Origin of the sequence: Streptomyces aureocirculatus, assembly GCF_000720475.1 — a bacterium.
Classification (GTDB): Bacteria; Actinomycetota; Actinomycetes; order Streptomycetales; family Streptomycetaceae; genus Streptomyces; species Streptomyces aureocirculatus.
On the sequence record NZ_JOAP01000001.1, the window covers coordinates 1 to 17,760 of the forward strand.

The window sequence follows — 17,760 nt, forward strand, 5'->3', positions numbered from 1 at the left end:
ACTTCCTGCACACCTACAACCACCACCGCTGCCACACCGCACTCGGCGGCAAACCGCCCATCAGCCGTGTGAACAACCCTGCGGGTCAATACACCTAGGGCGCGTACACGGCCGCGGGGCGACACCCTGAGGTGTCGCCCCGCTCCCTTGTGCCGTCCTTGCCCGGGGCACGCCCGGAACGGAGTCCCAGGCTCCTCAGGACTGCGGACGGCTGCCGTGGTTCGCGCCGTTCTTGCGGCGGGCCTTCTTCTTGCGGCGTCGCTTCGAGGACATCGCTACCTCCCAGGGTGTGCTGTTCCGTACGGTTGTCGTTCTCCCCGGATGCATGAATGTCCAGGTGAGCTCCCGGCCGCCTACCCGGCCGAGCCGACGCAATGACGTGTCGTACGTCACATTCGTCACGTACGCCACTGCTGGGAGCAGCATGGCAGATCTTCACACGCAACCGTCGCGAGCGCAGGGCACTCTTGCCGGATGTCGAGGCCGAATCAGCGAACCAGCAAACCGATGGGCCAGTAAGCCAGGGGGTCAGGGGGCCAGTGCCCGGATGAGGTGAGGTGGAGATGACGGATCTGCACACCGTGGTGACGTGGGTGGACGCGCGCGAGAGACTGCCGAGCGCCGGTACTCCGGTCGCAGCGGCGATCACGGGCCGGCACCCGGCCGACGATGCCGCCGAGCCCGCGACGGCACCGGCACCGGCATCGGGGGAGGAATTCTGGCTGGTGAGGCCGATGCACTTCGCGACTTGGCACCGAAGCGAGGACGGGACGGAGCACACCGACTGTTTCGTCGACTCCGACGGGGTCGTCCGGCTGCCCTACGGCCTCGCCGGCGCCGAGACGGTGACTCACTGGGCCGAGCTGCCCACCCTGCCGGGCGCAACGACGCACATCGTTCTCGGGGAGGACGTGCGTCCGGCTTTCCACCCGAGAGAGCGGGAGCGGCGTGACCGGGGGCGCGCACGATAGCGCGCGGCATCCGGTCTCCTAACCAGTCAGGCGAGTACGACGGCTCGTGATGTCACTGACGTTGTCGGGGCACTGTACGGGCGCCTGCGGGCGTGTGGTGGGGTCGTCGACCGTCAGCTTCAGGCGTGCGCGATCCTCGGGCGTGGCACCGAATTTGGCTGCTCTCAGGCGCACTTCGGAGGCGAACTCCCAACGGCCCCGCGCCCACATGGTGTGGTGCATAAGGGCGGTGTCGATCAAGAAGAGCCAGTCCGTCTGAACGAACTGCTGAGCCTGTGGCGACATGCGCCAGGAGTCCCACCAGAGCTGCGTCATGGGGTGCCACTCGACAGGTTCGCCTGTGTCCTCGTCGACACCCAGGACACCCGACGGCAGCTCAGGGCCGCGGAGTTCGTCGTCGGGGGTGATAACCGTTTCGAGGTCAGCGGCGTTGCGTCGACGGCGCTTCGCGGAGTCCTTCGGGGCGGGACCTCGTCCCGCCATGGGCGTACCTCCTTCCGTTCAGGGAGCCAGATGGGATCTACGGCCCGATTCCGAACCGGACATCTTGCGGCCAAAAGTCAGACTTAATAGCACTCGACCGAAGGTTCTTAAGAAGAATCATGGGTGCACAGGATAATTTCCTCCACACCTACTTGCTTGTGAAGACATGCACTTGCGACGCTGTACACGTCAGAGGACCAGAACGGAGGAAGCGCCGTGACGAACTCCCTGCCGCGACCGGACGAGTCGCAGCAGCCCACGAAACCCCCGAGGGAACCATCCTTCGAGCTCCGCTGTGGCGGGGTCCGGTTGACCGTTCAGCGCGTACCCGCATGGCTGATCACCGCAATAACCACAGCCGCGGGTAGCGGCCTGGCGTGGTGGCTCCAGCGATAGGAGGGGCGACCCCGTTCCCGGCCCGCCATCAAGCACTCACGCCATGAGCGAGGACACAAGAGTCGAGACGTCCGCAAGAATCGACGGAGAAGAGCCATGGCGGCGCCCCGTCATTGCGATGTACCGACCCGTGCCGTATATCTCTACGGCTGTGCCGTCGGGGCGCCGGAGCTTCCGTCCCTGTCGGACGGTCGCGCGGCCCCAGATGCGCAGCCCGTCGCCGGACGGGGAGACCTCTACGTAGGCGGCCCCCGCATCGCGGACGATAGCTGCGGCCCACGGGGCGAGACGCCCAATGAGCGGGTTCAAGCACTGGTCCAGGTCGAGACAGACCACGTCGTCCTCGTCGCTCAAGACGAAGCCGAGACCGACGCCAACCGCCGATGCGGCAGCGTCCTTGTACGTGCTCCAGGTCCGCGGGTCCGTCGAGGACGCAACCATGCCGACCGTCGTCAGCGGGACCTTCGCCGCGGAGCGCCGGACCCACCTGTCGCGGGTCGTCAGCTCGTCCGGGAGCGGGTTGCGCGCCTTCGCGCGGGACAGTGCCTTCCGGCACCGGGGCGAGCACGTTTTAGCATGAGCGCGATCCATGATCGGCATCGCCTCTTCGCAGTGCTCGCACATCCTGTTCATGAGGTCATCCTAATGGGCCGGTCACACTTTCAATGCTCTGACCTGCACAGATCCAAGATGACACGAGCCCGGATCGCTGTGCGCCCGCCTGCCGTTCCGGGGTCCGCAACAGCACGACCGGTCGGCATTCGCGCCTCCAGCGGGCGCCTGTGGACGCCTCACCCACTTCCCCCAGACCCGTACAGACAGAGAGGACCAGCACCTCTTCGGTCAGGAGATCTTCCCGGAGGGGATCACCCCCTGGGGTGGGGCTAGTCGATCTTCGCTGCAAAACCTGCGCGAGGCTCGCGACGATCTCCGCCGGCGAGTTCGCCGCGGATCTCCAAGCGACTCGGGACGAGCGTCAACGTGGTCACGCTGCGGTCGTGTCCTACCGTGATCTTCGGAGGCTTCGCAAGACGTCCGACGTCGGTGCCGTTGATCGATACGCGCGTGACGATCACGCCGTCCTCACCGATGTCGTCGGCCTCCTCCAGCACCACGTGTGCACCTGCCATGCCTAGTCCTCCAGGGCCGGGTGCGTGGGCGTGGGACCGCGCCATACGCACGCGCTTACGGACTGCTGCTGTGCCGCCCTCTGACGCGCTCTTCCTGCGGTGGCGCCACTCGCACAGGAGCCGTAGGTTCTCGTCTCTGTGATCATCACCCCGGGCTATGTGGTCCACGTCAGTGCCACACGCCCCGCACGCTGTACCGTCGCTCATCCTCCAACGGCACGTGCAATCACGGCGGATGATGCGGCGTCGGATGCGGGGCCAGCCCTTCGGGAGACGCTGTCTGCGCGTACTTCCTTCCCACGCCATTCTTCCTCCTCGGACGTCACTCGCGCCGTACTCTGACGCTCTCTGCGGCCACATGAGCCGCGTGGAAGTGGGGGGGGTTGGACATGCGCAGGTACGCGCTCAGGGGTGCTGTGCTCGCGGCAGCGGCTATCGCTGCGCTCGCCGGATGCTCGGATGACGGCGGGGACGACAAGGCGTCGAACAAGCCGGTAAAGCCTCCGGCCGCAGAGGCCGAGAAGGGCTCCGTGGGCGAGGCCGCGGGGGAGAAGGAGCCGTCCTCCCCGACGCTGAAGATCGGAGAGACGAAGGTCGTCGACCTGGACGGCTCGAAGGCTCGCATCACGGTGAATGGCGCGGAGTACATCGGGGCGCCCGCGATGATGGAGAAGGCCAAGGGGCAGTACGTCCTCCTCGGGCTCACGATCAAGAACACGGGCTCAAAGCCGTTCGACTTCTCCCCGTACGGCGTCATGTCTTGGGAGAACACGGGCACCGCTGCGCAGGACGCCTCCACCCTCGGATATGAGGACGGACCGGATCTTGCTACCTCGTACAAGCCGGGCCAGGCCCTGACGGGGAAGCTCCTGCTAGACGTCGGCCGCAAGGGCGGGACGGTGAGCTATCCCGGGGGCGACATCATGTCGGAGGAGTCGGCGTTCTCCGTGGCGCTTCCCAAGTAGTTGCGCCACTCCGTTCGCCAGATCGCTCTGTACTGGCGAACCCGGCAGCGCCCAGCATGCGCGCCATGCAGCCTCCTTGACGTCGTCAGTCCCTCCGGGAACGCTCTTCCAGGGCGGGGCTGCTCTATGCGCGACACGCAGTCGCGGACGTGGGCTGAACTGGGAGGACGAATTTGCCCATAAGAGTCTCTTGTTACCGTTTGTCGAGGCCGAGCGAACAGGCCACGACTACCGGGGAGTTGGGCTATGCCTCAGACTTCGCCAAGGAAGATGCCCTACTTCGAACTCCGCATCGGAGGCTTCCGCATCACAGCGGATCGTGTCCCTGTGCGCCTCCTGGCCTTGCTCTCCAGCACCGCTACAGGTTTCGCCGCATGGTTCTGGAGTCGCTAGATCCTGACTGGTGCGAGCGTCAGCTCCGCATGATCGGCGTCGACGAGCAGTCGACCGCCGTAGTCGCCTGGCCCGAAGGGGCCGAAGAGCTGCTCCTCACCCGCCGCAAGCGTCTCCGTCCGCGGGGCGACTGCGAACCCGTCGACCGTCTTCGCCAGTCGGAACGTCACGGTGCGCGCGACGGTCGAGCCGCTGTTCTTGACGATCACGCCAGCCTGCCGTCGTTGCCGTCGATGTAGTGCTGATTTACGGGGTCGCCCGTCGTCCTCGTCAGGGCCGCTCCCGAGCGGCTCGCGGTGACGGTGGGGATTGCAATGCGTGGCATGTGGCCTCCGGACGGGTTGATGAATCTGGCAGCCTCCGGCGCTGCCCGGACCGGGCGTTCCGGTCGCCGGATGTGTCGGGACGACAGGGATCGAACTTGCGCTCCCCCGCTCCCAAAGCGGGTGCCTTACCTCTTGGCCACGTCCCGTCGAGTCCTTGATGTCTATCTTCGCCTGAGATCCGCCGAGTCCGCAGGAGCCATCTGCAACCGCGGGTCTCCACGCCTTGGCTCCACCTTCATGACAGCTAGTCGGAGGCCGCAGACCGGCCCGGATGATCGAGAGCTGCGGTTGTGGAAGGTCGGCCGGGCTCTCACGGTTGCGTTCGTCGCTGCGATCCTGGTCGCGGGCAGCGTCTTCTACAGCCTGGTAGCCCTGCTGGACTTCCAGGAGATCGACCGCACCACGAAGCTCGACGCAAAGACGCTCTTCGACCTGGTGAAACTCTCCTTCGGAGTCGTCGCCGGTCCGGCGCGCTCGTCGTCCTGGTCGTCGCCTACCGCCGCCAACGCGTCGACGAGGCCGGCGCCCACCGCGAAGCCACCCGGCTGCACACCGAGCGCTTCTCCCAGGCCGTCGACAAACTCGGCTCCGACTCCCCAGCCGTCCGCCTCGGCGGCGTCCACGCCCTCGCAGGCCTCGCCGACGACGCCCCCGACCAAAACCAGCGCCAGACCTGCATCGACGTCCTGTGCACCTACCTCCAACTCCCCTACACCCCCGACCCCGGCAACGACCCCGCCCGCCAAGAGGAACACCACCGCTACCTGGCTCTACACAAGGTCCGACACACCATCCTGCGCCTCATCAGCGACCACTACCGACGCCCCCGAGGCACCCACCGCTCCTGGCAAGGCTGCGACCTCGACCTCACCGGCGTCACCATCGACAGCAACATGAACTTCGACGGCGCGGTGTTCTCCGTCGGTACGGTGTCCTTCTCGGGCGCCGCGTTCTCCAGTGGCACGGTGTCTTTCCGTGGCGCGACAGGCCGGGTTCCCACAGGGCTTCTCGCTGCCGTCGGCAACCCTGTTCCTGCGACGGTCTTCCTAGCGCCTTCTTGGCTCCCCCGTTCCGCCTAGCAGCCCGTGAAACAACGGGAATCCTGAAGCGGCCGGTCCGCTGAACCGTGCTCAACCCGGAGGAGAGTGCGGGGAGCGCAGGAACGGCTGCCCGCCGTCGAGAGGGGGAGTGGGTGACGCGCCATTCGCCGTCGATCGTCATCTTCCCCCTCTACTTGAACAGTGGCGTGGGTGTGACGCTGGGATGATTTTGGTAGGGGTGGGTGCGGACAGACTCGGTGCCAAACTGCCAAACTAACCGCCACCTTCAACTTCTTCTAACGCGCATTAGAGAGAAAGCTGAGAAGGGGGTTAGTTTGGCAGGGGGAGGCGGGCCTACGGGGTGGAGGCCGCAGCCCCCAAGTCTCCATTCGTGACCGTTATCAACTCGTTACGAAATCCGCCTCTGCCGCATGGCCTCGACGGATTCCGCAATCTGCGAATCCGGGTCCTTTCCGTCGACGAGTGGCCTCCAGCGGGGTGAGTGACCGTCCGGGAACACCTCTACCGTGACGCCGAACTCGTTTAACATCTGGCGACGTGCTCCGTCGTCAGCGGCAGACTCCCATCGAGACTGGACGGTCTCGCCAGTCGGGCGAGTGACCATGCCAGCGGGACGAGACGGCGTCGCGCGTAGGCGTTTGATGTCAGCGGATAGCGCGCCGTACCGGTCCCGGTACCACGCGGCGTCCTCTTCATCGTCGTAGAGTCCTACGTCGCGGTCGCCCCGCAGCCTGTTCCGGGCAGCGATCTTCTCGTTCAGCTCATCTTCGACGCCGTTTCCAGGGTCGAAAATCGTCTCCATGTATTGATGGTCGCCATATGTGCTGAGGAACCAGCCGGTAAGCCCCTCCTCCAGGTACGACACGTAGATGGTTGGAGACGGCTTGCAGTCCGTCAGCCCCTTCATTCGTGACTGACACGTCATGGCCACCGGCCTCCCTGAACGGTACTGACGATGGTGGCAGTTTCCGCAGAAGGCTATCGACGATGTCAGGTGTACCCCTGCCTCTGCCCGTGGGGTGGAGACCTTCTTCGGCGCGAGTTTCTTGGTGAGGGCTTCGTGCGTCTCTCGGTTCCACAGGGGGGTAGCGACTCGGGTGGGCATCCCCTTGTCGTCGACGACAGGCTTCCCTCTGTGCATCAGGTAGCCGAGAGCCGCTTCAGAGACAAGCATCTTCCGCAGCGCTTCGCCGTCCCACGGTCCTCCGCGCGGCTCCTTACCGCCCATTACTCGCTCATGGTCGGCAGGCGAATAGACGCCCCTGCGCGTCAAACGGGCGGCTTCGCTGTGCGGTGTGATCTTATCTGTACGGTCCGCGAGAATTCGCTCCGCCGCGTCCCGGAGGTTCTGTACGGCGTTCTCTCGCTCGCGGATCTCTTCCGGGAAGTCCTCTCCGTTGTCCAGTGCAACGTGATCGATGTTGGCTTTGGGGTGGAGGCGGACATACCGATAGCCGTAACTGTGCTTCCCCCGCTTACGCCCCTGCTCCCGCGATTTGACGGTCTCGTCCCGATTGCGGGTCTCAGCGGCGCGCAGCTCCATATGGGCGCCCCATGCCTGAGCAATGAACTGATTCTCGTCATTCGGGTCGTTCAGATCCCAAGGACCGCTGTGCCCGTACGTGACGAGGAGCTTCCCCTCGTCACGCAGTCTGTACCCCGTATTGAGCGTGTCCGCTATGTTCCGGCCGATGCGGTCGACGGCCGCGCCAGCGATGCCCGCCCACGGGCCCCGTTCCCCCTTCAGCCAGGGTCCTAGCTTCGGCCGGTCCAGGGGGTTCGTCGCTCCCGAGACCTCCCAATCGTCCGCCCATCCGATGACGTGCCCGCCTACGCTGGCCACAGCAGTCAGCACGTTGGTTCGTTGCCGTTCCGGCGACCACGTGGCGTCTGACTTCCGAGACAGGCGACGAACCCCGACGAGGCACTTCCCGCACCCGTCGTACGGGCGCTCTTCAGCTTGGGTCATTCCACCTCCCCAACTACAGTCAGGCCATACTATTGATGAGCAAGACGCTGTACCCGAACTGGGGCCAGGACCACCGGGCCAAGGAGATCCCCGCGGCCCGGTTCTTCCGGGGCAATGACATCGCCGTCGTGCAGGAGGCCTTCGACAACTCCTCCTCCGAGGTGCTGCGTCAGTACGCCGAGGGGGACTATCCGCACCAGACCCCGGTCATGGGGCGCTCCAAGAGCGGGTGGGACGCCACCGGCGGCGCGTACTCCGCGCTCACGCCGGAGGACGGCGGTGTGACGGTGCTGAGCAAGTGGCCGATCGTGCGCAAGGAACAGTACGTCTACAAGGACGCCTGCGGGTCGGACACCTACTCCAACAAGGGCTTCGTGTACGCCGTCCTCGACGTGCGCGGCGCCAAGGTGCACGTGGTCGGGACGCACGCGCAGTCGACCGACCCCGGCTGCGGCGCGGGCGAGGCGGCCGCCACCCGGGCCGGGCAGTTCAAGGAGCTCGACGCCTTCCTTGACGCCAAGAAGATCCCGGCCGGTGAACAGGTCCTGGTGGCGGGCGACTTCAACGTCGACGGGCACAGCGGCGAGTACGCCTCGATGCTCGCCGACGCGGGGCTCGCGCCCGCGGACTCCCGCACGGGGCACCCGTACTCCTTCGACACGAAGGACAACTCGATCGCCTCCGAGCGCTACCCCGACGACCCGCGCGAAGACCTCGACCACGTCCTGCACCGCCAGGGCCACGCCCGCCCCGCCGGCTGGCGCAACGACGTGGTCAAGGAGGCCGGCGCCCCCTGGACGGTGTCGAGCTGGGGCAAGGAATACACGTACACGAACCTGTCCGACCACTATCCGGTGCTCGGCCAGTAGGGCACACCTACAGGCCGTCGTCGCCCTGCGCCGTCCGCTTGAGGAGACGCCCTGTCCTCCCTCCATCGACGTCACGGAGATCCAGCGCAAGGCCGACGACAACTTCGGCCCCGGCGTCTTCCCGTACCCGCGGCCCGCCTACGCCGAGGACGCCAAGAAGGCGCTCGAACAGACCCTGAGCGAGGCGCGCGCCCTTGGCCAAGAGACATTCGGTACCGAACACATCCTGCTCGGCCTGCTGGCCGCGGGAGAAGGGCGCGGTCTGGACGTGCTCGCGGCCCTGGGGGCCGACCCCGCCGGGCTGCGCGAGGCGGTACTGGCCCGCGTGGCCGGGGACGCCTCGTAGCCAGCGGCAGCGAGTATGTGGTGCCGCCCGGTCTTTCGGCCGGGCGGCACGGCCATTCCCCGGCACCTGCTGCCGGGCTGCGCATCGGGGCGCAGGGTGCGCGCGAAGGCCCCGCAGGGCCCGCCCCGTCAGACGACGGTGACCCGCACCCCCACCGAGGCGATCGCCGACAGCTCCGCCCCCGGCGCCTGTCCGTCCGTGATGAGGGTGTCCACGTCGGCCGCCGGGCAGATCTTCGCGAACGTCGTCCGGCCGATCTTGGAGTGGTCGGCGACCACGACGGAGCGGGTGCTGTGGAAGGCGAAGGCCCGGTCGGTGGCGGCCTCCAGTTGGTCGTGGGTGGTGCAGCCGTGGGCGGCGCTGATGCCGTCCACGCCGAGGAACGCGATGTCGGTGTGGTGATCGGCGAGGGTCTTCTCGGCGATGGGGCCGACCAGTTCGTAGCTCTCGCTGCGGGCGGTGCCGCCGATCACGATCAGCGTGACGGTCGGACGGAGGACGAGGGCCGCCGCGATGTTGACGGCGTTGGTGACGATGGTGACGGGGCCCCGGTCGGCGAGCAGCCGGGCCACTTCCGTGGTGGTGGTGCCCCCGGTCAGACCCACCACCGCGCCGTCGGGGACGAGGTCGGCGGCGGCCTGGGCGATGGCCTGTTTCTGCGGGGAGCGCTGATCCGCGCGGTGCTGCAACGGCAGCTCGATGCTCAGACCGCCGACCACCGCACCGCCGTGGGTGCGCTCCAGCAATCGCTGCTCGCTCAGGTGCTGCAGATCGCGGCGCACGGTGGCCTGGGAGACCCCGAGCAGCAGGGAAAGCTGGGTCACGTCGGCGCTGCCCTGCGCGGCGACGTGGTCGAGTATCCGCACATGGCGGTCGCTTCTCAGCACTCGGTGAGCATAACCCCGGCGAGCAGATTCGCTCACGGATCGAGCAGAGAACGCGCAATTCCACGCGTGGTTGTGAGTGAGTTGACGGGTGTTCTCTCAATTCCGATCCCTTGACATGGCTGAACGCGCTCGCTTTACTCCCTGGCAACGCCGATGTCGAGCACTCGGCGCAGAGGTACGCCTAGCCGGTAGTTGGCCTCGGCCATGAGCCCGGACTGAGTCGCCAGGACCGCTCCGGGTCCGAGGCGGGGACGTGCCCTCCGACTGCTGGAGCTCACCGATGAGCCTCAATCGTGTTGTGCGCAGGAGTACGGCCGCGGCCGTGACCTGTACGGCCGCCGCTGCGGCCTGCCTGCTCGTACCGTCGACGGCATCGGCCGGAGCGGCCGCGCCGGCGCTGCCCCCGGCCCAGGCCGGCTTCGACTACCAGATCGGCGGCGCCTACACCCCGCCGTCCGGGGTCAAGGTCGTCAGCCGGGACCACAAGGCCGCCCCCGTACCCGGCCTGTACAACCTCTGCTACGTCAACGCCTTCCAGGCACAGCCCGGTGCGGAGAAGGACTGGGACTCCGACCTGCTCCTGCGCGACAGGAACGGCAAGGTCGTGTACGACGGCGACTGGGGCGAGGCCGTCCTCGACATCCGCACGGCCGACAAGCGCGAGCGGATCGCCGCCAAGGTCAACGAGTGGATCACCGGCTGCGCTAACAAGGGATTCCAGGCCGTCGAGCCTGACAACTACGACACCTACACCCGCTTCCCCTCGTATCTGAAGGCGAGCCACGCCAAGTCCTTCATCTCGCTGCTCTCCGCACACGCCCACAAGAAGGGCCTCGCCATCGCGCAGAAGAACACGCCGGACCTGGCCGCCGCGCACAAGGAGACCGGCCTCGACTTCGCCGTCGCCGAGGAGTGCGGCGAGTGGGACGAGTGCGACAAGTACGCGGCCGCGTACGGGGACAACGTCCTCGTCATCGAGTACTCGGCCGCGGGCCTGCGCAAGGCCTGCTCCAACTGGGGTGACCGGCTGAGCATCGTGCGCCGTGACGTCGGCGTCTCGCCCGTCGGCAGCAGCAAGTACCTCCGCCAGACCTGCTGACGGACAGCCAAGTCCCGAACCGCCGGGTTCCGGGCCTCCGGAACCCGGCAGTCACCCCGCCCAGGCCTCTTCCTCCGCGGGATCTCCGCGGGCTCTCCGCGAAGCTCCCCCGGGACTGCCCGTGAAGCTCCCCGCGGGCCCCTCGTGCTCTCCCCCGACTCGGCGGGTCGCGCCCGTTCCTCCTGGAGGTTGTGATGACTGCAGTACCCGGTGCGCCAGGTGCGCCGTCGCGGCGCAGCGTGCTGCGCGCCGCCGGTGCCGGAGCGCTCGTCGCGGCCGGTGGCGCGGTGGCCGGCGGTTGTGCCCCGGGGGCCGCCGACGGGGTCGGGGCCGACGGACGCGTCACCATCCAGATGTGGCACGGGCAGACCGACCTCGCCGCGAAGGTCGTCAAGAGCCTCGTCGCCGAGTTCGAGCGCACCCATCCGGACATCCGGGTGGACCTCGGCGGCGGCGTCCTCGCGGACTCCATGCTGCAGAAGGTCACCGCGGCCCTCGCGTCCGGCTCCTACCCCGACATCGCCTATGTCTTCGGCTCCGACCTCGCGAGCGTGGCCCGCAGCCCGCAGGTCGTCGACCTGACGGCACACGTACGCGAGGGCGGGACGCCGTGGCGGAACTACTGGGCGGCGGCGCGCGAAGCCGTGACCGTCAACGGCCGGGTCCGCGCCGTGCCCGCGCTCCTCGACTGCCTGGCCGTGGTCTGCAACAAGAAGGTGTTCGCCGAGGCCGGAATCGACCTGCCCGAGGCGGGCTGGACCTGGGACGAGTTCACCGACACCGCACGCCGCCTCACCGACAAGGGCAAGGGCCGGTTCGGCACCGGCTGGCCCGGCACCGGAGACGAGGACACCGTGTGGCGGCTGTGGCCGATGGTGTGGGACCTGGGCGGTGAGGTGATCGCCGGGGACGGGAAGCACATCGGCTTCACGAAGGCGGGCGTACGCGCCCTGGAGGTCGTCCAGAAGCTGGCGCGCGACAGGAGCGTCTACATCGACCCCAAGCCGGGCAGCGAGCAGATGTACCAGGTCTTCGCGTCCGGGCGGATGGGCATGGTGATCACCGCGCCGTGGCAACTGCCGGACATCCAGCAGGCCGAGATCGACTACCACGTGGTGCCGCTGCCCAGCTTCAGCCGCCGCCCCCTCACCATCTCGGGCCCCGACACCTGGACCCTGTTCGACAACGGCGAGGCACGTGCGGAGGCGGCGAGGACCTTCGTCACCTGGCTGATCCAGCCCGCCCAGGACAGCCGGTGGGACGTACAGGCGGGCAGCCTCCCGCTGGGCCGCCGCAGCGAGGACCGCCCGGCCTGGCGCGAGCACGCCACCCGCACCCCCGGGCTCACGGTGTTCACCGAAGCGGTCTCCTCCGCCCGGGTGCGCCCCGTGCACCCCGCCTACCCCCGCGTCTCCCGTTCCCTCGGCCAGGCCATCGTCTCCGTGCTGCTCGGCCGCGCGAGCCCCGCCGACGCCGTGCGCTCCTGCGCCGACGAGTCCAACGCCGCCCTGCTGATACCGCGTTGAGGACGTGCCATGCCCCGACTTCCCATCCCGCTGACCATGCCGGCGAACCGCTCCGAGTCACGTGCCCTGCGCCGTCGGCGCCGCAGCGAGGCCGTCACCGCCTGGGCGTTCATCTCCCCCGCGGTCCTTGTCATCCTCGGCCTGAGCGTCCTGCCCGTCGTCTGGTCGTTGCTGCTGTCCTTCCAGGCCAACGACCTCGTCACACCCAGCCGCTGGGTGGGCCTCGACAACTACCGGGCCCTGCGCGAGGACCCGAACTTCCACCAGGCGGTGAAGAACACCGTCGTCTACACCGTTCTCTATGTGCCGCTGAGCATCGCCCTGGGGCTCGCCCTGGCCCTCGTACTGAATCGACGCATCCGCTTCGTCGGTCTGTACCGGACGCTGTTCTTCGTGCCGTTCGTCATCTCCGCCACGGCGCAGGGCGTGCTGTTCTCCTTCATCCTCGACCCGGAGTTCGGCGCCGCCAACTCCGTCCTGCACCATCTGGGCATCTCACCGCAGGGCTTCCTCACCGACCCCTCACAGGCCCTGTTCGTCCTGGTCGCCATCACTCTGTGGAGCGGTACGGGGCTGTGTACGGTCATCTACCTGGCCGCGCTCCAGGACGTGGACCAGTCCCTGATCGAGGCGGCCCGCCTGGACGGCGCCGGGCGCTTCCACCTGCTGCGGCACGTGACGCTGCCCGCCCTCTCGCCGGTGAGCGTGTTCCTGCTGCTCTGGCAGACCATCCAGGCCCTCCAGGTCTTCGACCTCGTGTACGTCACCACCAAGGGCGGACCGCTCGGTTCCACCACCGTGATCGTCTACTTCATCTGGGAGCAGGCCTTCAAGGAGTTCACCGCCGGGTACGGAGCCGCGGCCGCCTATGTCCTCGCGGTGGCGCTCCTCGTCCTGGCCGTCGTGATGCGCCTGCTGCGCCGCGAGCGCACCCCTCGTACGAAAGCAGCCGCCTCATGACCGTGACCACGACAAGTCCCTCGAAAGTCGGCTCCCGCCCGGTCGCCGAGCCTGCCCCGCGGCGCCGCCCGCGGCTCCCGTTCAGCGCCTGGCATCTGCTGCTCGCGCCACTGGCCGCCCTGTTCGCGGTGCCGCTGCTGTGGCTGCTGCTCAGCTCGGTGATGTCCAACGCGGAGATCAACCGCTTTCCACCGGCGCTGTGGCCCTCGAAAATCGACTTCGGCGGGTACAGCTATGTCCTCGGCAACGCCATGTTCCCGCGGTGGCTGCTCAACTCCGTGATCGTCTCCGCGGTCGCGGTGACGTCGAACCTCGTGTTCGGCTCGCTCGGCGGCTACGCGTTCGCCCGGATGCGGTTCGCAGGATCGCGGGTGCTGCTCGTGCTGATGCTGGCGACGATGGCGGTCCCGTTCCAGCTCACGATGATCCCCACCTTCCTGGTGATGAAGAAGCTCGGGCTCATCGACACCCTCGGCGCGCTGATCGTGCCCTCGCTGGTCACGCCGTTCGCGGTGTTCCTGCTGCGGCAGTTCTTCCTCTCCCTGCCCCGGGAGCTGGAGGAGGCCGCCTGGATCGACGGCTGTTCACGGCTGCGGGTGCTGTACTCGATCGTGCTGCCGCTGGCCCGGCCCGCCCTCGCCACCGTGGCGGTCCTGACCTTCCTGACCACGTGGAACGACCTGACCTGGCCGCTGATCGCCATCAACCACGACACCCAGTACACGCTGCAGTTGGGCCTGACCACGTTCCAGGGGCAGCACCACACCCGCTGGTCCGCCGTGATGGCAGGCAATGTGCTCACCGTGCTTCCGGTGCTCGTCGCGTTCCTGTTCGCGCAGAAGGCGTTCATCCGCTCGGTGACCTCCAGCGGTCTCAAGGGCTGACCGCCTCCTTTCCCCCCCGCCCTCCCTGTGCCCACGCTCTGATTCCGTACGACCCGAAGGACCGCGATGCCGCCCGCCTACGACCTGCTCGTCATCGGGGACGCCAACCCCGATGTCATCCTCGGCCCGCTCACCGACCCGCTCGCGTTCGGCCAGCGCGAGCAGCTCATCGACTCCGGCTCCCTCGTGCTCGGGGGATCCGCCGCGATCATGGCGTGCGGTGCCGCACGCCTCGGTCTCAAGGTGGCGTTCGCCGGGCGCGTGGGGGACGACGACGCCGGCCGTTACGTACGGGACGCCCTCGCCGACCGCGGCGTCGACACCCGCGCCCTGGCCCTCGACCCCGCCCTGTCCACCCCCCTGACCGTCGTGCTCACCCGGGGGGACGACCGCGCCGTCCTGACCTCGCCCGGCGCCCTCACCGCCACCTCCGGCCGCGATGTGCCCGATGACCTGCTCACCCGCAGCCGGCACGTGCACTCGGCGTCCTACTTCCTCCAGCCCCGCCTCGCCGCCGACCTGCCGGGCCTGCTGCACACCGCCCGCGCCCACGACGCCACCACCTCCCTCGACACCCAGGACGACCCGACCGGGGCCTGGGACCGGGTGGCCATGGACGCGGTACTCGCCGAGACCGACATCCTGCTGCCCAACGCCCGGGAAGCCCTGCGCCTGGCAGGCCCCGGGACCGAATCGCCCGAGCTCGCCGCCGCGCTGCTCGCCACCCGCGTCCCGCTGGTGGCCGTCAAGAACGGTGCCGAAGGCGCCCTGTGCCACGACGGCCGGACCCTGTCCACCGCACCGGGCCTGACCCTCATCCCCCAGGACACCGTCGGCGCCGGAGACAGCTTCGACGCCGGTTTCGTCGCCGCCACGCTCCACGGTCAACCGCCCCACGAGGCACTGCGGTTCGCAGCGGTGTGCGGCGCCCTCTCCACGAGGGCCGCCGGCGGTACCGAAGCCCAGCCCACGTGGGACGAAGTCATCGCCCACACCACCCTCAGCGGAGCACACGTCTCATGACTCATCCCAAGATCGCCTTCATCGGTGCAGGCAGCGTCGTCTTCACCCAGGGCCTGCTCGCCGACCTCTTCGCCTTCCCCGAGCTCAAGGGCGCCCACATAGCGCTGCACGACATCGACGCCGAACGGCTCACCACCGCGCGGGCCGCGGCCCGCTTCATCGCGCGGGAGCTCGGCGCCGACGCCCGTGTCACCGCGCACAGCGACCGCCGCGCCGCCCTGGCCGACGCCGACTTCGTCATCAACATCGTGCAGATCGGCATGGGTGAGGCCACCCGCACCGACTTCGACGTCCCCGCCCGGTACGGGCTGCGCCAGACCATCGGCGACACCCTGGGCGTCGGCGGCATCTTCCGCGCCCTGCGCACCTTCCCCTTCCTCAAGCAGCTCGGCGAGGACATCGCCGAGGTGTGCCCAGAGGCGTGGCTGCTCAACTACACCAACCCGATGGCCATGAACGTCCAGTACCTCACGCAGGCCACCGGTCTGACGCGGGTCGTCGGTCTGTGCCACTCCGTGTACTGGACCATGCGGGACCTGGCCAAGCTGGTGGACGTCCCGTACGAGGAGATCACCTACCGGGCCGCGGGCGTCAACCACCAGGCCTGGGTCCTTCGCTTCGAGCACCAGGGGCAGGACCTCTACCCGCGCCTGGACGCGCTCGTCGACCGGGACGAGCAACTGCGGCGCCGGGTACGCGTCGACATGTACCGGCGGCTCGGCTACTACCCCACCGAGACCAGCGAGCACTCCTCCGAGTACGTCCCCTGGTACCTGCACCACGACAGCGAGATCGACCGCCTGCGGCTGCCGGTCGGCGCCTACCTCGGCATCGTCGAGGAGAACGTCGCCGAGTACCACAAGACCCGCGACGCCCTGGCGCGGAACGCCCCGCTCACCGTCGAGGGCACCATGGAGTACGCGCCGCAGATCATCCACAGCATGGTCACCGGCACCCCCCGCACCGTGTACGGGAACGTCCCCAACGGCGGCCTGATCGACAACCTCCCCGCGCACGGCGTGGTCGAGGTGCCGTGCCTCGTCGACGCGACCGGCGTCCAGCCCACCCGCGCCGGCTCCCTGCCGCCCCAGCTCGCCGCCCTCAACCGCACCTACCTCAGCATGAACGATTTGGTCGTGCGCGCCGCCCTCGACGACGAGCCGCGCCACATCCGGCACGCCGCCATGACCGACCCGGCCACCGCGGCGACGCTCACCGTAGACCAGATCTGGCAACTGTGCGACGACATGGTGCGGGCCCACGGGGACCTGCTCCAGCCTTCCCTGCGCGCCACCTTGGCCGACCCCACGCGTGCGGGCGCCGTCGGCACCGCCTGACCCGCCGTCATCGAGCCCCGTACGAAATCCCTCACGAAGAACCCTCACGAAGACGAAGAACGGGAAGCAGCCCCTCATGTCACTCACGAGCCAGGAGATCGCCAGCCAGCCGCAGTGCTGGCAGGACGTACTCGACCAACTGCCCGTCCACGCCCCCGCGCTGCCCGCCAAAGGTGAGCACGTCGCCGTGATCGGCTGCGGCACGTCGTGGTTCATGGCCCAGGCCTACGCCCGGTTGCGCGAGGACAGCGGGCACGGGCCGACCGACGCCTACCCCGCCTCGGCGGCCCAACTGCACCGCCGCTACGACCGGATCATCGCCCTGACCCGCTCCGGCACCACCACAGAGATCCTCACCGCGCTCGCGTCGGCCGACCCCACCACCCGGGTCACCACGATCACCGCGGTGGCGGACTCCCCCGCCGCCCGGGCGGCCCACGATGTGATCGTGCTCGCCGGCGCGGACGAGCGGTCCGTCGTCCAGACCCGCTACCCCACCACCCAACTGATCCTGCTTCTGGCCCACTTGGGCCACTCCGTCGAGCAGGCCCGACAGGACCTCGTCACCGCGCTCGACGCGCCGCTCGACCCGGAACTCCTGCGGGCGGAGCAGATCACGTTCCTCGGCGATGGCTGGCACGCGGGGCTCGCCCACGAGGCCGCGCTCAAGGTGCGCGAGGCGGCGGCGCGGTGGACCGAGTCCTACCTGGTCATGGAGTACCGGCACGGGCCCATCGCCGTGGCCGGGCCCGGCCGGGCCGTGTGGAGCCTGTCCCCGCTGCCCGCCGAACTCGCCGACCGCGTCGAGGCCACCGGCGCCCATCTGCGCCGGGCACAGCTCGACCCGCTCGCGGAGCTGGTGCTCGCCCAGCGGGTCGCCGTACGGCTCGCGGAGGACGCGGGGCGCGACCCGGACCGGCCCGCGCACCTGACACGCTCCGTCGTCCTCGCCTAGGGCCTGTCGTCAAACTCCCTCCGTCGCCCGGAGGGCGGCCCCGCGGCGTCAGGCGCGTGCTCTCGGCGTGCCGGGCGCAGGTCCTCGTACTGGACTCGTCCGCACACGACGGGCCGGGTCTCCTCCCTCCCGTCCCCGCCGGGAACGCCCCGCGCTCACCCGGACCATGCCGACCCCTGG

At 68.6% G+C, this 17,760-nt stretch carries 18 protein-coding genes, 1 tRNA gene and 1 pseudogene; 11 read left to right on the plus strand and 9 right to left on the minus strand.

Annotated elements, in window-relative coordinates; genetic code table 11:
• Positions 1-195: 195 nt before the first annotated feature.
• A complete protein-coding gene (locus tag IG78_RS52520; protein WP_370443954.1) occupies positions 196-273 on the minus strand; it encodes a 50S ribosomal protein bL37 in 78 nt (25 codons plus the stop codon).
• Between the two features lie 290 nt (positions 274-563).
• Here IG78_RS52520 and IG78_RS0100010 point away from each other — a divergent pair, with 290 nt between their 5' ends.
• Positions 564-971 carry an AQJ64_40280 family protein gene (locus IG78_RS0100010; protein ID WP_051852282.1) on the plus strand — a complete coding sequence of 136 codons (408 nt, stop codon included), beginning with the start codon at positions 564-566 and terminating at the stop codon, positions 969-971.
• Between the two features lie 18 nt (positions 972-989).
• Here IG78_RS0100010 and IG78_RS0100015 read toward each other — a convergent pair whose 3' ends face one another.
• The 3 genes from IG78_RS0100015 to IG78_RS0100025 form a co-directional block, all read right to left on the minus strand.
• Positions 990-1,454, minus strand: a complete 465-nt coding sequence (locus IG78_RS0100015) for a phage terminase small subunit (RefSeq protein WP_030558728.1) — start codon at positions 1,452-1,454, stop codon at positions 990-992.
• A 432-nt stretch (positions 1,455-1,886) separates the two neighbouring features.
• Complete coding sequence (locus tag IG78_RS0100020) at positions 1,887-2,483, minus strand: DNA primase (RefSeq protein ID WP_030558729.1); 597 nt, start codon at positions 2,481-2,483, stop codon at positions 1,887-1,889.
• Between the two features lie 251 nt (positions 2,484-2,734).
• Positions 2,735-2,965, minus strand: a complete 231-nt coding sequence (locus IG78_RS0100025) for a hypothetical protein (protein ID WP_249926072.1) — start codon at positions 2,963-2,965, stop codon at positions 2,735-2,737.
• 404 nt (positions 2,966-3,369) lie between these two features.
• Between IG78_RS0100025 and IG78_RS0100035 the strand changes: the two genes are divergently transcribed.
• Positions 3,370-3,945 carry a DUF4352 domain-containing protein gene (locus tag IG78_RS0100035; protein ID WP_030558731.1) on the plus strand — a complete coding sequence of 192 codons (576 nt, stop codon included), beginning with the start codon at positions 3,370-3,372 and terminating at the stop codon, positions 3,943-3,945.
• A 389-nt stretch (positions 3,946-4,334) separates the two neighbouring features.
• Here IG78_RS0100035 and IG78_RS0100040 read toward each other — a convergent pair whose 3' ends face one another.
• The 4 genes from IG78_RS0100040 to IG78_RS0100060 all read right to left on the minus strand — a co-directional run bounded on the left by IG78_RS0100040 (position 4,335) and on the right by IG78_RS0100060 (position 7,694).
• On the minus strand, positions 4,335-4,547 hold the full coding sequence (locus IG78_RS0100040; protein ID WP_030558732.1) for a hypothetical protein: 213 nt from the start codon (positions 4,545-4,547) through the stop codon (positions 4,335-4,337).
• A gap of 191 nt (positions 4,548-4,738) precedes the next feature.
• Positions 4,739-4,810, minus strand: a tRNA-Pro gene (locus IG78_RS0100045).
• Positions 4,811-5,020: 210 nt separating this feature from the next.
• Complete coding sequence (locus tag IG78_RS50435; RefSeq protein ID WP_199813207.1) at positions 5,021-5,419, minus strand: hypothetical protein; 399 nt, start codon at positions 5,417-5,419, stop codon at positions 5,021-5,023.
• Between the two features lie 694 nt (positions 5,420-6,113).
• On the minus strand, positions 6,114-7,694 hold the full coding sequence (locus IG78_RS0100060) for a recombinase family protein (protein WP_030558738.1): 1,581 nt from the start codon (positions 7,692-7,694) through the stop codon (positions 6,114-6,116).
• Positions 7,695-7,720: 26 nt separating this feature from the next.
• Between IG78_RS0100060 and sph the strand changes: the two are divergent.
• Together sph and IG78_RS53045 are read left to right on the plus strand one after the other, a co-directional pair.
• A pseudogene (gene sph / locus IG78_RS0100065) lies at positions 7,721-8,563 on the plus strand (sphingomyelin phosphodiesterase); the annotation flags it as partial.
• Positions 8,564-8,738: 175 nt separating this feature from the next.
• Positions 8,739-8,909, plus strand: coding sequence for a Clp protease N-terminal domain-containing protein (locus IG78_RS53045; RefSeq protein ID WP_283936544.1), 171 nt, complete (start codon positions 8,739-8,741; stop codon positions 8,907-8,909).
• Between the two features lie 128 nt (positions 8,910-9,037).
• On the opposite strand, the gene IG78_RS0100075 is transcribed toward IG78_RS53045, so the two are convergent.
• On the minus strand, positions 9,038-9,796 hold the full coding sequence (locus IG78_RS0100075) for a DeoR/GlpR family DNA-binding transcription regulator (protein WP_030558742.1): 759 nt from the start codon (positions 9,794-9,796) through the stop codon (positions 9,038-9,040).
• A gap of 280 nt (positions 9,797-10,076) precedes the next feature.
• Here IG78_RS0100075 and IG78_RS0100080 point away from each other — a divergent pair, with 280 nt between their 5' ends.
• The 7 genes from IG78_RS0100080 (at position 10,077) to IG78_RS0100110 (ending at position 17,580) form a co-directional block, all read left to right on the plus strand.
• A complete protein-coding gene (locus IG78_RS0100080) occupies positions 10,077-10,895 on the plus strand; it encodes an endo alpha-1,4 polygalactosaminidase (RefSeq protein ID WP_030558744.1) in 819 nt (272 codons plus the stop codon).
• A 194-nt stretch (positions 10,896-11,089) separates the two neighbouring features.
• Positions 11,090-12,421, plus strand: a complete 1,332-nt coding sequence (locus IG78_RS0100085) for an ABC transporter substrate-binding protein (RefSeq protein ID WP_030558745.1) — start codon at positions 11,090-11,092, stop codon at positions 12,419-12,421.
• Between the two features lie 9 nt (positions 12,422-12,430).
• Entirely contained in the window at positions 12,431-13,381 is a 951-nt protein-coding gene (locus IG78_RS0100090) for a carbohydrate ABC transporter permease (RefSeq protein WP_030558746.1), read from the plus strand.
• Positions 13,378-14,265 carry a carbohydrate ABC transporter permease gene (locus IG78_RS0100095; RefSeq protein WP_030558748.1) on the plus strand — a complete coding sequence of 296 codons (888 nt, stop codon included), beginning with the start codon at positions 13,378-13,380 and terminating at the stop codon, positions 14,263-14,265. Before IG78_RS0100090 ends, IG78_RS0100095 begins: the two co-directional genes overlap by 4 nt.
• A 66-nt stretch (positions 14,266-14,331) precedes the next feature.
• Positions 14,332-15,288 carry a carbohydrate kinase family protein gene (locus IG78_RS0100100; protein ID WP_030558749.1) on the plus strand — a complete coding sequence of 319 codons (957 nt, stop codon included), beginning with the start codon at positions 14,332-14,334 and terminating at the stop codon, positions 15,286-15,288.
• Entirely contained in the window at positions 15,285-16,625 is a 1,341-nt protein-coding gene (gene melA, locus IG78_RS0100105; RefSeq protein ID WP_037684649.1) for an alpha-glucosidase/alpha-galactosidase, read from the plus strand. Before IG78_RS0100100 ends, melA begins: the two co-directional genes overlap by 4 nt.
• A 76-nt stretch (positions 16,626-16,701) precedes the next feature.
• Positions 16,702-17,580 carry an SIS domain-containing protein gene (locus IG78_RS0100110; RefSeq protein ID WP_030558751.1) on the plus strand — a complete coding sequence of 293 codons (879 nt, stop codon included), beginning with the start codon at positions 16,702-16,704 and terminating at the stop codon, positions 17,578-17,580.
• Positions 17,581-17,760 lie beyond the last annotated feature (180 nt).